16 protein-coding genes and 1 pseudogene are annotated in these 14,905 nt (G+C 42.3%); 14 read left to right on the plus strand and 3 right to left on the minus strand.

Translation table 11 applies throughout. The features are described from left to right. The first annotated feature begins 45 nt into the window (after positions 1-45). The 10 genes from CWC03_RS10495 (at position 46) to CWC03_RS10540 (ending at position 9,687) form a co-directional block, all read left to right on the plus strand. A complete protein-coding gene (locus tag CWC03_RS10495; protein WP_138581882.1) occupies positions 46-2,151 on the plus strand; it encodes a TonB-dependent siderophore receptor in 2,106 nt (701 codons plus the stop codon). Between the two features lie 174 nt (positions 2,152-2,325). After that, on the plus strand, positions 2,326-3,459 hold the full coding sequence (locus tag CWC03_RS10500; RefSeq protein ID WP_138581883.1) for a PepSY-associated TM helix domain-containing protein: 1,134 nt from the start codon (positions 2,326-2,328) through the stop codon (positions 3,457-3,459). A 63-nt stretch (positions 3,460-3,522) separates the two neighbouring features. Further along, on the plus strand, positions 3,523-4,239 hold the full coding sequence (locus CWC03_RS10505) for an aspartate/glutamate racemase family protein (protein WP_138581884.1): 717 nt from the start codon (positions 3,523-3,525) through the stop codon (positions 4,237-4,239). Between the two features lie 110 nt (positions 4,240-4,349). Then, on the plus strand, positions 4,350-4,574 hold the full coding sequence (locus tag CWC03_RS10510; RefSeq protein ID WP_010369821.1) for a DUF4177 domain-containing protein: 225 nt from the start codon (positions 4,350-4,352) through the stop codon (positions 4,572-4,574). Next, positions 4,567-4,791, plus strand: a complete 225-nt coding sequence (gene yidD, locus CWC03_RS10515) for a membrane protein insertion efficiency factor YidD (protein WP_138524375.1) — start codon at positions 4,567-4,569, stop codon at positions 4,789-4,791. Before CWC03_RS10510 ends, yidD begins: the two co-directional genes overlap by 8 nt. A gap of 19 nt (positions 4,792-4,810) precedes the next feature. Beyond that, positions 4,811-5,197 (plus strand): TM2 domain-containing protein, encoded by a 387-nt coding sequence (locus CWC03_RS10520; RefSeq protein ID WP_138524373.1) that lies wholly within the window; start codon positions 4,811-4,813, stop codon positions 5,195-5,197. Beyond that, entirely contained in the window at positions 5,160-5,933 is a 774-nt protein-coding gene (locus tag CWC03_RS10525; RefSeq protein WP_138581885.1) for a M48 family metallopeptidase, read from the plus strand. The genes CWC03_RS10520 and CWC03_RS10525 overlap by 38 nt, the downstream gene beginning before the upstream one ends. A gap of 158 nt (positions 5,934-6,091) precedes the next feature. Beyond that, entirely contained in the window at positions 6,092-6,847 is a 756-nt protein-coding gene (locus CWC03_RS10530; protein WP_138581886.1) for a hypothetical protein, read from the plus strand. A 235-nt stretch (positions 6,848-7,082) separates the two neighbouring features. Then, the gene (locus tag CWC03_RS10535; RefSeq protein ID WP_138581887.1) at positions 7,083-7,439 is read left to right on the plus strand and encodes a hypothetical protein; all 357 of its coding nucleotides are present in this window, start codon (positions 7,083-7,085) and stop codon (positions 7,437-7,439) included. 277 nt (positions 7,440-7,716) lie between these two features. Beyond that, entirely contained in the window at positions 7,717-9,687 is a 1,971-nt protein-coding gene (locus CWC03_RS10540) for a TonB-dependent receptor plug domain-containing protein (protein WP_138581888.1), read from the plus strand. Positions 9,688-9,835: 148 nt separating this feature from the next. Here CWC03_RS10540 and CWC03_RS10545 read toward each other — a convergent pair whose 3' ends face one another. Then, on the minus strand, positions 9,836-10,990 hold the full coding sequence (locus CWC03_RS10545; RefSeq protein ID WP_138581889.1) for an iron-containing alcohol dehydrogenase: 1,155 nt from the start codon (positions 10,988-10,990) through the stop codon (positions 9,836-9,838). A gap of 10 nt (positions 10,991-11,000) precedes the next feature. After that, complete coding sequence (locus CWC03_RS10550) at positions 11,001-11,864, minus strand: type 1 glutamine amidotransferase domain-containing protein (RefSeq protein WP_138581890.1); 864 nt, start codon at positions 11,862-11,864, stop codon at positions 11,001-11,003. 110 nt (positions 11,865-11,974) lie between these two features. On the opposite strand from CWC03_RS10550, the gene CWC03_RS10555 reads away from it, so the two are divergent. The 4 genes from CWC03_RS10555 (at position 11,975) to CWC03_RS23780 (ending at position 14,356) form a co-directional block, all read left to right on the plus strand. Beyond that, positions 11,975-12,874: a LysR family transcriptional regulator gene (locus tag CWC03_RS10555; protein WP_138581891.1), complete on the plus strand. Its 900-nt coding sequence runs from the start codon at positions 11,975-11,977 to the stop codon at positions 12,872-12,874. Positions 12,875-12,962: 88 nt separating this feature from the next. Continuing rightward, positions 12,963-13,196 (plus strand): hypothetical protein, encoded by a 234-nt coding sequence (locus CWC03_RS10560; protein ID WP_010369844.1) that lies wholly within the window; start codon positions 12,963-12,965, stop codon positions 13,194-13,196. A 429-nt stretch (positions 13,197-13,625) separates the two neighbouring features. Further along, entirely contained in the window at positions 13,626-13,781 is a 156-nt protein-coding gene (locus tag CWC03_RS23450) for a hypothetical protein (protein ID WP_017217632.1), read from the plus strand. 224 nt (positions 13,782-14,005) lie between these two features. Then, positions 14,006-14,356, plus strand: coding sequence for a Fic/DOC family protein (locus CWC03_RS23780; protein ID WP_249314003.1), 351 nt, complete (start codon positions 14,006-14,008; stop codon positions 14,354-14,356). A gap of 71 nt (positions 14,357-14,427) precedes the next feature. Here CWC03_RS23780 and CWC03_RS23785 read toward each other — a convergent pair. Next, positions 14,428-14,784 (minus strand): annotated as a pseudogene (locus CWC03_RS23785) (helix-turn-helix domain-containing protein); the annotation flags it as partial. Positions 14,785-14,905 lie beyond the last annotated feature (121 nt).

Consider the following 14,905-nt stretch of genomic DNA (forward strand, 5'->3'; position numbering starts at 1 on the left):
ATATATATAATAAGAATCACTCTCATTATCCATAGTAGTAGAACAATGAAAATTAACACGCTCTATGCTGCAGTGTGCCTCTCACTGCTTTCTCAAACCACCAGCGCCAATGAAGGCCAAAAAGATGAGTTAGAAAGAATAGAAGTTCAAGGTAGCCAATATAAAAGTACCGGAACAAAGTCGTCTTTAGCACCAATCAACGCGCCCTTTTCTATTTCTCATATAGATCAGGATACCCTGCAGCTACGTCAAGCTGACTCGGTCAATGCTGCGTTACGCTATGTTTCTGGTATCACACCAGAAAGCCGCAGTACAGTCACCATTTTTGACCAATACACTATTCGCGGTTTTGAATCTTATCGAAACTATTACGATGGCCTAGAACTGCAATCCAATAACCTTTGGAATTTATACCCTCAAGTTGATGCCTTTGCCACCGAAACCATTGAAGTACTAAAAGGCCCAGCATCAGTGCTTTATGGCTCAGCACCGCCAGGTGGCATGGTGAACCAAATCGCAAAGCTTGCTAACGGCACTGAGCAAACACAGGTTCGCCTGAGAGTCGGTAGCAGAGCGCTCAAAGAAATCGGCGTTGATCATGGAGGTGTGATCACCGATGAACTAAGCTATCGTGCCATTGCGCTATCAAGAACAAGTGATGGCCAGCAAAAAACAACGGAAGAAGAACGCACTGTGTTTGCACCTTCACTGCGCTGGCAACCGAACCATGATACGGCGTTAACTGCACAGCTTTATTACCAAGACGATCCCAAAGCCATACCATCTACTCCCTTACATAGTGTTGGTACGCTTACGCGCGCAAGTTACGGTTATCTAGATGCCGATGCATTTGCAGGCGATATCAATTGGGCTAATTTTGATAGGACAACGCTAATGGCAGGGCTAAAGCTGGAACACAGTTTGTCTGACGATTGGTCTTTGTTTGCCAACTGGCGTTACACCGATGCAGAAGGCCTGCAGCAAAATACCTACAACCAAAACTTAATAGCAGATAGCGATACCATACTTGCCCGTTCAGCATATAAAACCGATGAAACGCAACACGGCTATGTTTTAGACAACCAATTGTCGACTCACTTTACGGTTGGCGATTCATCACATCACTTGCTCTTGGGTTTTGAATACAAGACATTAACCTCTACAGTAGGATACTGGGATACACTCGGGACAGGCACACCAAGTATTAATCTAGCAGCGCCCAATTATGCAGCGTTTGATATAAGCGCTTTACCACTTAACTTTTATACCGAAGCGCACGATATTGAACAAAGTAACCGCGCGCTTTACGTCCAAGACGAAGTGACAATATCAGCGCTAACTCTATTGGCTGGTCTTAGATACGACAGTTTCACCAGTGATGTTATTGCTGACAAAAACTACGCAGGCACCGAGTGGCAAACGGAATCAACTATTGATGACACCCAACTCACCGGAAGGGTTGCCGCACTTTATCAGCTGGATTCTGGTTGGCGACCTTACGTAAGCTATAGTCAGTCATTTGAACCCGTTGCAGGAGAAGATAGCGTAACTCAACAAGCCTTCAAGCCAACTGAAGCAGAACAATGGGAACTTGGCGTTAAATATCAATCTCGCGATACGCAGCTAACATTTGCGCTATTCGATCTCACCAAGCAGAATGAAATCATTAACAGCAAAGACTTTGTCACGAAAACCCAAGCCGGTGAAATCCAGTCCAAAGGTATTGAGCTTGAGGCTTCTCACACCTTTAACGAACAAGTTGATGTGCAGTTCAATGCCACGCATCTGGACCAGAAAGTCACTAAAAATGAATTAGATCAAGATTTGGTGGGGAAACGCTTGGTGTGGGTTGCAGATAACACCGCTTCGCTTTGGATAAACTATTATCCAAGCCTGCTAGACGCCCTTAAAGTCAGTGTTGGTGCTCGTTATGTTGGCGAGAGTTATGTTGGCAAATACAACTCAGATACCGTGCCATCCTATACCTTATTCGACATCGCGTTTGATTATGAACTCAGCGAGCAAGCCAGGATCACCTTTAGCGTTAGTAACCTCAGTGACAAGCGTTACGTTGGCGCATGTTATGACGAAAGCAATTGCTGGATGGGGGCTGAGCGCAAAGCCGATATCGGTCTTCACTACCGCTTTTAGTCATTCATTTAGGAGAGCCTACGGAAGGACATAGACTGAAAGGTTTAAACGGACACCCACCTTAATGCACCTGCAAGCATTAAAGTGGGTGTCCTTGTTAATTCTTATTGTTAATTCAGCCTGTAAATTCATCCATTTATTCATTCTCATTTAGCTTTAACTCAAAGGAAAACAATGCGTAAAACACTATTTAAATGGCACAGTGCAATGGCATTAATCGCGATACTGCCACTCGCCGTTATGTCAATCACAGGTAGCATGTTGGTGTTTAAATTCGAGATAGATAGCCTATTACTTCCAACACAAGCGACATTGACTTATCAGGACCAAGACGTCCAACGTCAGTCCATGAATGTGCTCGTTAATTATGTCGCAGACACCCATCCAAATTATGAAATTGGTAGCTGGGAAATATTCGATGATGGCTACGAAGCTGATAGAGTCTATTTATTAAAGCATGGCACAGACACGTGGTTTAAAACGTATCTAGATCCGTACGCAGGCAAAATGCTAAGCGAGCCTGTGGGTATTCACAGCGACTTTACTGATTTTATTCTTCACCTACATTACACCTTACTACTTGATGATGTGAGTAAAACCTTTCCACACATGGGTGTCGTTATCGGTTTAGTTGTTGCCATACTTTTTACACTGCTCGGTGTTTCCGGCTTAGTGATATATCGGCGCTTTTGGCGGCGCTTCTTTAGCTTTAGACGACAAGCTCCTCGACTCGTCATGATGAGCGACCTGCATAAGGTAATTGGTATTTGGAGTGCGCCGGTATTACTCGCGCTTGGCATTACTGGCGTTTACTTTAATGCAGTGGAGTATTACCACGAGGCTTTTGAGCATCAAGAAGATGAGCACCATATTGTCAGCCACACAATGTTTAACCACTCATTAGATTTTGATGCCATGATGACCCAAAGCCATCGTGCGGTTGACGGACTTAAACCGACCTACTGGCTATTTCCATTTGAGCCAGAGCAAACCAGCATTACCATTTTTGGCAGCGTGGCCGATGCCAACCCGTTCATTAGTAACTATGCAGCAACGGTTAGCTTTGATGCGCAATCTGGTAAACAAACCTTTGCCTACGATATTCGAACGGCGTCTACTTTAGACAGGGTAATTGACAGTTTTAGAAAACTCCACTTTGGCCACTTTGCAGGGCTTACCAGTAAAATAATTTGGTGCATTATGGGACTCGCCCCGGTGTTGCTTGGTTTTACTGGGTTATATTTATGGTGGCAAAGAAAGCGTAAGAAACTCAAGAGTAAGAAAAACCGTCAACTCGCCTTAAGCTGACTGTTCAAGTTTCAATCCAGATCCGTTATTGTCTTTATTATCAGCAAATAACGAGCGATCACTATGAAACAACTTGGGCTAATTGGCGGTATGAGTTGGGAGTCAACACAAAGCTACTACCAGCTTATCAATCAAACCGTTAAAGCAAAGCTTGGCGGGCTACACAGTGCCAAGCTTTGCTTGTATAGCGTCGACTTTGCCGAAATTGCTGAGCTTCAAGCAGCAGGTGATTGGCAGAAAATGACAACCATTTTGGCAGGTGCAGCTACTTCGTTGAAACGTGCAGGCTCTGATGCCATTGTGATCTGTACCAACACCATGCATAAAATTTCAGGTGAAATTAGCGTAGCGTCAGGATTGCCTGTACTGCATATTGCCGACGCAACCGCGAAGCGACTTAAAGATGACGGCGTAAAACGCATCGCGCTGTTAGGTACGAGATTTACGATGCAGCAAGACTTTTATAAAGCACGATTACAAGACCTTCATGGCATTGAGGTCATAACACCTGATGGGGATCAACAAGCTTTAGTTCACAATATCATTTATGACGAATTATGTCGCGGTGAAGTCAACGCAAGTTCAAGGCAAACTTATCTAGACATCATCGACGCACTCTATCAACAAGGGGCTGAAGGGATTATTTTAGGTTGCACAGAAATAGGTTTGCTCGTTCAGCAAGGGCATACTCAAATCCCTCTTTATGACACGACTAAACTTCATGCTGAAGCCGTTGTAGAGTGGTCACTCGGGGCAACATCTTGCTTTATTCATGAGTAATATCAAACTTTGTTGTAATTAAAAAAATAACAACGAAATCGCTATTGTCGCGATTACTTGGCTACTATAGAATTAAATCTCACTTATTCTAATTAAATCAGGGATGTATTATGACCCAATACGACGAATATAAAGTTATCCATGTAGTTGAAGGTGGCTGCGGCACACTGTTACTTGGCTCAAGTGGATTACCGTTAAAAAAGCTTGAAGCAACTTTAAATATGGAAGCGCAAGATGGCTGGCAACTTGTTTTCCAAGTTATCGAAAACAAACGTTTTATGCTATTTTGGAGCCGCGAAGCCGTGATTTTAACACTGGGCCGTAAGCGTGCTTAAACACTTTGCTCTGTCTGCCATTCGCCGCTATCAAGCGAATGGTGGAGCAAAAGCCCACTTCAATATAAGTTGTAACTTTACGCCGTCATGTTCTGAATATACTTATCAAGCAATCGAAAAGTACGGCTTCTTTAAAGGCGTGCGTATCGGCTTTTGTCGGATTAGGCGCTGCAATGACCCAGATTGTATTGAAGTAAAGTCAGATCCCCTACCGTAACCTAATCCTAGGAGTTTGCATGGACGAAATAGCATTAAGAGAACAAGAAGAAGCGTTGAGAAACCAAGTTGCTCAGCTAAGTCCTGAAGCGCGCAAGCAGTACTACCAACTGGAAGAACAGCTCGTAAAAGATCCTGATACTTACGCGGTACTCAATTACTTTTTTGCTGCAGGTTTACATCACTTTTATCTGGGTAAAACAGCACGGGGTGCAATTAACCTCACTTTAATGCTATTAGGGCTTGTGTTTATTCTCTTTTATGGCTGGATACTGCTAATTTTAGTGTGTTTAATTGAGCTACCTCAGTTATTTAATAGCCAAAAAATAGTGAGAAAATACAACATCGATGTGATGCGAGAAGTACTAGATGAGCTCAAAGATACACAGCAGAATCAAACAGTCTAAGCAAACTCATTGGCTTTGGATTATAGCGGCCACGGTTGTGGTCGTTTTATTTAGTGGTTATCAGTTTTATACCAAAGGTGTGCCTTACTTCGCTGAAGAAATCTCAGCCTCATTGCCCAAACCAATCTACCAAGTCATCGACGAAAGTAGCCTAAACGAGCTAGACAACTCGGAATTTTCTGAATCAAAATTAAGTGAAATCAAACAGCAAGAGACTCGCGCTTTATTTGTCTCACTGCTTGGCACCAATGCATCGAGTGAACGCGAGTTTAAACTTGAATTTAGGCAGTGGAAAGATAAAGCCAACGCCATGGCATTGGCCAATGGTAGCATTGTGATCACCGATAACATGGTCGAACTGGCATCGACTCAGCAAGAGCTTAGCGCAGTGTTACTCCACGAGATTGGTCATGTTGAGCATAATCACGTAATGGAATCTCTTGTGAGCTCGTCTATCGTATTTGTCAGTTTGAGTGTCGTATTGGGTGACATCTCTGCGCTATCAGATCTAATGATGCAGGGCGCAATGTTAGGTATTAACCAAAATTACTCTCAGCAAGCTGAGCTCGAGGCTGATTTGTACGCACATGAAAAGCTAATGGCGCTGTATGGTAATAGTGACGCAATGATCTCTATATTCGAAAAGCTCGCCAAGGAAAGCGACGAACAGCATAGTTGGTTAAGCACACACCCAAGTTTTGAGCAACGCATCGAGCAGCTCAAACAAAACCCGTAACCCGTAACCCGTAAACGAAAATAGCACTAAGATTGTTAAATCCCCCTGCAAACAACAGTGATTATTTCTTTTTACTGTACAACCCTATTACATTTTTTAACTTGTCATCCCTGTTTCTAAATTGGAGAATCTGCTTTTAAATGAATCACGGGTAAAAAATGAAATCAACCAAATCTTCTCTGTTACTTATAACCGTAGCCAGTATCAGCACATTTCTTATGGCTTGTACATCTGAGACAGAATCTGAGCTGCTGAAAACAAATGCAATTAGTGCGGATATATCAATAACTTCAAATGGGGAGAGAGCCCGAATTGTGGCTGAGCTAAACGTCGGGGACTCGTTCGGATCTAATGTAAACTTAAGCGAAGGCGATACACTAAGAGCAATCGTAAATGGTCAGACAATCCAATTGACTAAAGATACTGACATTCTAGATATTGATTACGAGGGCAGATCCTCAGTTGTAACTAGTAACAGCCTGTATACTATCCAGTTAAATCGCAAGAAAGAAGCAAATGCTTCAGCGTCTGTGGAGCTTCCTTTAGGCTTTTTGGTACTTACCCCCGAAGCAAAGAAAACTTTTCGATATGATGAAAATATTGAAATTCATATTGATGGAATAGACTCAGCTAGTGACGCATCTCTTATCGTTAACTATGCATGTTCAAATAATACGGGCGGGTTAGTGACTGGCTCTTTCTCAACACAGTTTGGAAACTCGACCAACAATACATTCAATGCAAAAAGCGCTGGTCTCATAGATCTAGAACAGATTGCAACTTCAAAACCATGTGAATTTGACATGGAAATTCAGAGAGTTAGAACAGGTCATTTTAACGGTGAACTTAAAGAAAATAGTTTAATTAGAGGTATCCAGTCAAGAGTTATTAAAGATCTGAAATTTACTTTCTAGTTTACATAATTTTTAAGTCGCTATACGTATTTCAAAAAAGGTGGAATAAGTCCACCTTGACCCAAAACCTGAGTTCATATTGGATAATAAACAGCCTTTCTTAACTTTTTAGTATCGCTACGCCACAGGCTTTTATAACCAGCGCTCATTTATCGTCTCCGATACACTTCACTTATATAAAATTATTCCCTACAATGTGCAGCAGTTTCGAGTTGAGATTATTATGTGTAAGGGAATGTCAAAACTACTTATTATGATGACAATCTTGGTTGCCTTTGTTGGGCAAGCATTAGCATCTCCCTTTTTTGTATCTGATGATGACATTATTATCACGCAATCAATCACATTTGAATCTCAAAACGAATACCAGCAAGGTGCAGATGATTGTTGTGACACAGATTGCTGTGAGAACGATTGCATTTGCCCCGAAAACACCTGTGCAACCTTTGCATACATTCCTATAAACCCTATTGCCTCAGAACTCATTCGTTTTGGTGGTCCTGTACGATCAACTCCAACTCCAGATATTCATAGTATTGCGACCTCATTCTATCGGCCTCCTATTTTACCGCTTAGGCTACAGCCAAACTAAATTCTTACTAAAAATTTAATTTATATGCTGCGAAAGTTATACCAATTGACTTAATTAAGCGGTTTATTTTGAGGCGAAAAAATCTTGTCGATAACACAGCTACCGCGCCCTGCTATCGCCAAGGTATCTACACCCATGTAGGCAAGACGAAAATATTATTATTTAGTCGTTCTAAATAAGAAGCTTTTGACGTAGCTCGCGTCAGGTTTTTTCCTCAATTTGAGCTGGTATTAAGCTAATAAAACTTCGCGTTGTTTTGCATTACCTGAGGTAAAACATGCTTAATCAATATTCAAAGGTGGCGCTGGCTATCTTACTTGGCCCGTCTGTATCTTATGCGGGAGAACATGAACATCATGGCGAACATAACCAGAATAAAATAGAGAGAATTCAAGTAACCGCGTCACGACTTGGTCGGATCGTGAACGAATCGGCAACTAGAACTGAAATTATCAATAGTGAGGAAATCCAAGAAAAAGCCTTAATGCGGCCCGGAAATATTTCTATGCTAGTTGCTGAAACTGGCGGTGTACGAGTACAAAATACCTCTCCGGCTTTAGGCAGTGCCAACATAAGATTGCAAAGCCTGTATGGTCGCTATACCCAGCTACTTAGTGATGGTTTGCCATTATATGGTGGACAAACTGCGTCAATTGGGTTGCTTCAAATCCCTCCAACCGACTTAGCCAATGTTGAAATTATCAAAGGATCAGCTTCTTCTTTGTATGGTGGATCAGCCTTAGGCGGGGTGATTAATCTTATCTCTCGTACACCAGGGGATGAACTTGAAGGTGAAGTGCTACTCAATGCAACATCAAAAAGTGGTCAAGATATTACCTCCTATTTTGCAACCCCACTGAACTCAAGTACTCGTGCGTCAATTACTCTGGGACTTCATCATCAAGCTCAGCAAGATTTAGATGAGGATGGCTGGCTTGATATAGCAGGCTATGAGCGCGCGACCGTTCGCCCACGTTTTTATTGGGAAAATGAAGATGGTGCCAACCTTTATTGGACGTTTGGTGCGATGAGAGAAAATCGTGAAGGTGGTACGCAACAAACAGATACATTACCTACAGGTGAATCATTTCCTCAACAGCAAGACTCATTAAGGTTAGATAGCGGTTTTATTTTCGACCAACCACTTAGTGAAGAAATAAACCTCAGTGTTCGTGGTTCAGCGATGCACCAGGAGCATGACCATGTTTATGGGATGACTCAAGAAACAGATAACCATGAAAGTTACTTATTTGAATCTAGTGTATCGGGTTATCGTGAAGCTATTGCTTGGCTTGTTGGAGTAGCTTATCAGTCTGACCGCTTTGAGTCTGATGACTTTTCAGAGTTTAACTATAACTATCAAGTACCTGGGTTATTTTCACAGGTAGACTATGACACAGAAAAAGACGTTTCAATATCATTGAGCGCCAGAACCGATTGGCACAGTGAATACGGCACTCAGTTTAGTCCACGTGCATCCATTTTGTACAATCCAAACAGCTGGACAATTCGCGGATCCTACGGTCAAGGCTTCTTTGCGCCGACACCTTTTATTGAAGATATTGAAGACAGTGGCCTGTCTCGCCTTGAGCCTTTAAGTAACTTAGAGGAGGAACTGGCGACTACAGCGTCTATTGATCTCAGCTATGTATTTGATGACATTGAAACAAGTGTCACCCTGTTTGCCTCGGATGTCGACAATGTCACTGAGCTTAAGGTCATCGAAGCCCAAAACCCGAATACAAATAACCACGTTCGATTAGTGAATAACCCAGGCCAGACCGAAATTCGTGGCGCAGAATTGCTTTTGCGATACCGCTGGCATGACATCAAAATAACTGGAAGCTACTTATATACTGACGCAACAAAACTTAGCGGATTAGGCACTAGCCGAACTCCATTAACCCTAACACCAACACATTCTGCTGGTGCAGTAATTATGTGGGAGAAGCATGGCAGTCACCTACTAGGCTTTGAAGCTTATTATACTGGTACACAGCATCTCGAAAATAACCGTTACCGTGATAGAAGCGACGCATACTGGCACTTAGGCTTACTTGGTCAAATCACTCTTGGTAACATAAGTTACTTCTTAAATGCAGAGAACTTGCTCAATGTTCGGCAAACTAAAGATGAGCCAATATTGCTAACTCAACAGGCTCCGAGTGGACGATGGACAACTGATATTTGGTCTCGTAACGACGGATTTACGATCAATGCAGGGATCCGCATTAAGTTTGGTCATTAATTAGTTCTGAGCTTTGCTGAAACGATACCGTTTCACGCGCTAATTCACCAGCAAAGCCGTCTGAGCATAAATAAGGGTAAGATGGTTCAAAGAACCTGAACCATCTTACCCTATTATCTGACAGCACTTATACCAACTGGTTATTGCTTTACAACGCCAGCATTAAAATTTCTTTCGCCTTCGCTAAATCAATATCGCCGTGCTCACCTAATGCCGTCATGCCGTTCTTTTCTAGGTTAGCGATAACTTCCTGTACTGCTTTTTCGTCTAATTGGTAATCGGCTAAACGCGTTTGCACCGCCATCGACTCAAAAAAGTCCTGAACTGCTTTTATCGTTTGGTCAATTTGCTGTGCTTCATCCGCCGCTGTAATACCAAATACACGCTCACCAAGTTGCTTGATTTTCTCGGCTTTTTTGTCTCGTTGCACATACATCACCGCAGGTAATACAATCGCAAGCGTTTGCGCGTGGTCAAGGTTATACAATGCCGTTAGCTCGTGACCAATCATATGCGTTGACCAATCCTGTGGTACGCCTTGACCAATAAGGCCATTTAGCGCCATAGTTGCAGACCACATAACGTTTGCTCTTACATCATAATTGTTAGGCTCGCTTAACGCCTTTGGCCCTTCGCTGATAAGCGTTTGTAAAATACCTTCTGCGAATCTGTCTTGCAGTGGCGCATTTACTGGATACGTTAAATACTGCTCAATCACGTGAACAAACGCATCCACTACTCCATTACTCACTTGGCGAGGCGGTAGTGAGTAGGTGTATTCTGGGTCGAGTACCGCAAACTGCGGCTGTACCGTCGGTGACGAAAACGCACGCTTTTGCGAAGTTGCCTTTTTAGTAACCACTGAGTTGCCGTTACTCTCAGAGCCTGTAGCAGGTAAAGTAAGCACAGCACCAATCGGTAATGGATTGCTAAAGCTTGCACCTTTTACCAAAATGTCCCAAGGCTCACCGTCAAAATTCACAGCTGCCGCCACAAACTTTGCGCCGTCAATAACACTGCCGCCGCCAACTGCAAGAATAAAATTCACATCATTCTGCTTTGCCGTCGCGACCGCTTGCATTAGCGTTTCGTATGTTGGGTTTGGCTCCACACCACCAAATTCCACAACCTCAACACCTGTCAATGCACTCATAGCTTGGTCGTAGACACCATTGTTTTTAATCGAGCCGCCGCCGTACAGTAGCAGCACCTTTGCAGCTTCTGGTAATCGTGAGGTGATTTCACTCATTTGGCCTTTACCAAAAAGAATTTCGGTTTGATTTTTAAATACAAAATTAAGCATGCTCAATTCCTTACTGTTGAATATTCGATACTTTCGCTAACATTTCTAGCAGCTTTTTTGCTAGTAATTTGTCTGAAAATGGGTTTTGCCCCGTAATTAGCTCTCTATCAACAACCACTTTTGGCTGCCATGCATTTGCAAACTGCATCTTTCCTCCAGCCTGAGACATCGCTGCTGCTGGGTAAAAGTTGAGTTTTTCGCCATTTAACGTGCTTTCAAATACCTGTTCTTCTGGGTTCGAAAATATCGTCATTTGATATCCGTCATAAATCCAGTTTTTCGCTTGAGCAGGTGATTGTGTTGTTAAACTCTGATAATACGCTTTTGGTTCACTTTGCGCCGACAGCAACGTAATTGGGCCGTGGCAAATCGCGGCTGTAGGTTTATTCTCGCGGTTAAAATGGCGCAAAATTTCACCCACCTGCGGATTATTCGCCAAATCAATTAATGGGGCGTGTCCGCCTGGAATAAATACCGCATCAAACTCGTCTAACCCCGCAGCAAGGATCTCGCTAAAACTCGCGGTATCGTTAATATCTGGCAGATTAGCAATAAATTTTTTGATGCTTTGTAATTTAGTCTCATCACCGCCAAAGTAATCAACCGTCACTGACTTTTGATCAACAGCAGGGGCATTACCTTTTGGTGTTGCTAATACTAGTTTATATCCAGCATCCACCAACGCCTTTGCTGGGATCCCAAACTCATTGAGATAATAACCTGTTTCTATTGTCTCGCCACTGGCAAGTTCCATCGAGGTTTCGCTCGAAAGTAACACTAATACCTCACCTTCACTTGCATGAGCGCTAAGCGCAAGTGCTGAACCCAACAACGATGACACCCACACTATCGTATTCACTAAACTCTTGTTCATCCCGGCTCCTCATACCAGTTCAATATCGACAAGTTTAGGTGATTTGCGGATACAGGAGAATTCGGATAAATTGGTAGGAGCAATCAGAATATTTATGGCTTGAATGTTTTATGTCTCATCTCACCCAACTAAAAACCTTTGTGGAAGTATACCGCTGCAAAAATATCACCAAGGCTGCGGCCAACTTGGGGATGTCGCAGCCGGCTGTCACTGCACATATTCAAACCATGGAAGCGGTAGTAGGAAAAGCCTTGTTTGAACGTCAAGCACGAGGTGTAAAACCAACGCCAACAGCACATGACTTAGCGCTGCAAGTGTCTGGTCATATCGATATTTTAGAGCAGAAGATCACCTCAATTCGGGCACGCTCCAATGCGGTGTTTGGCACACTAAATATTGCCGGCCCCGCGGAGTATTTAAGCTTTGTCTCCGGTCCACAAATCGCCAACTTATTGCAAGCGGGCAACATTAACGTGGTACTTCATATTGGCAATAAAATTAACATTTTCGACGCACTAATAAACGACACCGCCGACATCGCCATTGCCGCCTCTGCGCCAGATCCCACAACCTTTGACTATCTCGTTCTAGATAAAGAACAACTGTGGCTAGTGATGAACCGTTTAGAGGGCCGAGAAATCCAAGACAGCGATATTACCGCCGACTTACTCTCAAGCTATAACGTCGTCACGTACGACCAAGACTTACCTTTGGTAAGACAATACTTTGACCGTGTATTTAATGCGAGCTGCAACTCTAACGTCATCGCTATTTGCCCAGACATTAGAGCAATTGCTAACATCATTCGCTCTGGAATTGGTTACTCCGTTCTCCCCGATTATCTCTGCCGAGATCTCATTAAAGCAGGTGAACTGATCCAGCTTGGCCCCATAGGCCCCGAAAACAACATCTATTTGGTATGGAAAAAGGGCGCGTTAAAGCACCCTCGCATTGCTTTTGCGAAAGATGTGATCTCCGCCTTTGCTAATATTAATTATCTTTCGAATTAAAAAGTTGTAAAAAAATTATTTTCCGCAGATTTCTGCTGAGAATTCCTGTTACCTTGCTGTAAATTAAAAGAGACGGGTTGGAACAACAATGGACTATCAAAGCCAATATCGTGACTTAACTATTTATTACGACGCACTAAAAAAAGCAACAAAGCAAAGTGAAGCGGTACCAGACACCACAGAAAAATGGCTGGCACTCGTAGAAACGACCTTATTTGAACTACAAGAGCTTGCCCATATGGAAAAGGCTTATATGCAAAAATCAAGAACGATGAATAACCTAATTGAGTTGGTGTATTCCAGCGCCCCAAGCATGGACTAGCAACTAAAGGGTATTACTGTTGAATTTTGCATCGACAAGAGTGCTACTACTAGCACTCTTTTTTTCGCTAGAAATGGAGTTAAATAGATTTAAAGATTAAACGATAGAGACGAGATCCTTATAGGTTTTCTGCAGTTCGCCACTTGCAAATACCATTTTATAGGCAGGAATTCGAGCACTAAGACTTTTATTAGACATGTTGTCCTCTGAGTTTTTTAAGCACATAGACAAAATGACCCACACACGAAGCTAGCTTTGCAAGGGGCCTGAGTCATCATTAATTGTCAGATATCATATCAAACTATCAAAATCGAATGGTGCTTCATATACGCTAAGCTAGGGTGTAAGTAAAAGAAGCGGGCTGTTTTGAACTATTGGCATAACTATAGTGCTAAGTTATACTTAAGAAGTCAGACAAGAGGTGTATTTATGGCTGTTACTTCGGTGAAAAAAGCAAAAAATGTTCAAACATTTATACCTAAAATGAGCAACTTTGAAATAAGCGCTAAATACGAAGGTCTAAGCTTTAAAAAAGAGAGCGTGAGCAAATCAATTGCTGATTTAAAAGCAAAATATGCGAGATAAATACGGCGTTGCTCAGGATAGTTATTGTTATCCAAAATCTGACGTACTAGTTAATAAGCTTAATATTACAGATGCAAATGAGTTAGCGGAAGCTGAGCTAGCGTTTACCGCCTTTAGATATAGTAAATACTCTTCTACAATCAAATCCCTCCACGAATTTAGTTTAAATCATTTACGACATCTCCACTGATTTATTTCAAGATGTATATGATTGGGCTGGCGAGATTAGAACTGTTGACATTTCCAAAGGGGAAACTCGGTTTTGTACTTGTTCACGAATCAATGTTGAAGTACAAAAGCAGTTCCAGCAAATTGAAACATTGGATATAAACGCAGCTAAACCAGAAATCTTAGCCCAGCTTGCGGATATCTACTGTGAATTAAATATTATTCATCCCTTTAGAGAGGGCAATGGTAGAACTCAACGTTTTTTCTTTGAGGAGCTAATATTTTTCTTAGGCTTTTCTGTCAATTGGCCAGACATATCAAAAGATGAATGGGTTCAAGCAAATATAGATGGCTACTACGGTAATTTAAAACCACTAAACACCATCCTAACACTCGCGACGAGATAGCTTACCCCACACGTTTAATGCCTGAATTGTAGCGAGTGCTAATCCACATACAGCACGATATGTTAACAGCCCTATTTTGGTGCTGACTCAAGATACCCAACTTGTAGCGGAGCATTTCTTCGAGCTATAAACCCGATATAAAGTACCGCGACACACAGCAGCATAGGCACTGATTTTAAGTAAGCAAAATAGTCATAAAAGAAGGTTACTTCCCAGAACACCTTTGCGGTTTCTTCGTTTATACCTAAATGCTCCAGATTGCGCAGAAAGTTCTCCATTAACGCAAAAAAATCTATTAACGCTAAGGTCAAAACTAAGAAATGTAATGGCCCCTCCGCATAGTTTTTTTCAAACACAGAAGGGCTTCTTCCTCGAGTAAGAAACACAGCAAAAGCCATCCGATGTTTTAGTAAAAAGAGTAATTGTAGTGGCATAGTTAATTTGGCCACCCATTAAGAAAGAAATGTTATGCTATTTGCATACAAATTTGGGTGAAAAGATGACGAAATTAAAACGCGCAACGTATTCTGCTGCAATCAAATTAGATAC

This window comes from Pseudoalteromonas sp. S2755, assembly GCF_005886535.1.
In the GTDB taxonomy this organism is placed as follows: Bacteria; Pseudomonadota; Gammaproteobacteria; order Enterobacterales; family Alteromonadaceae; genus Pseudoalteromonas.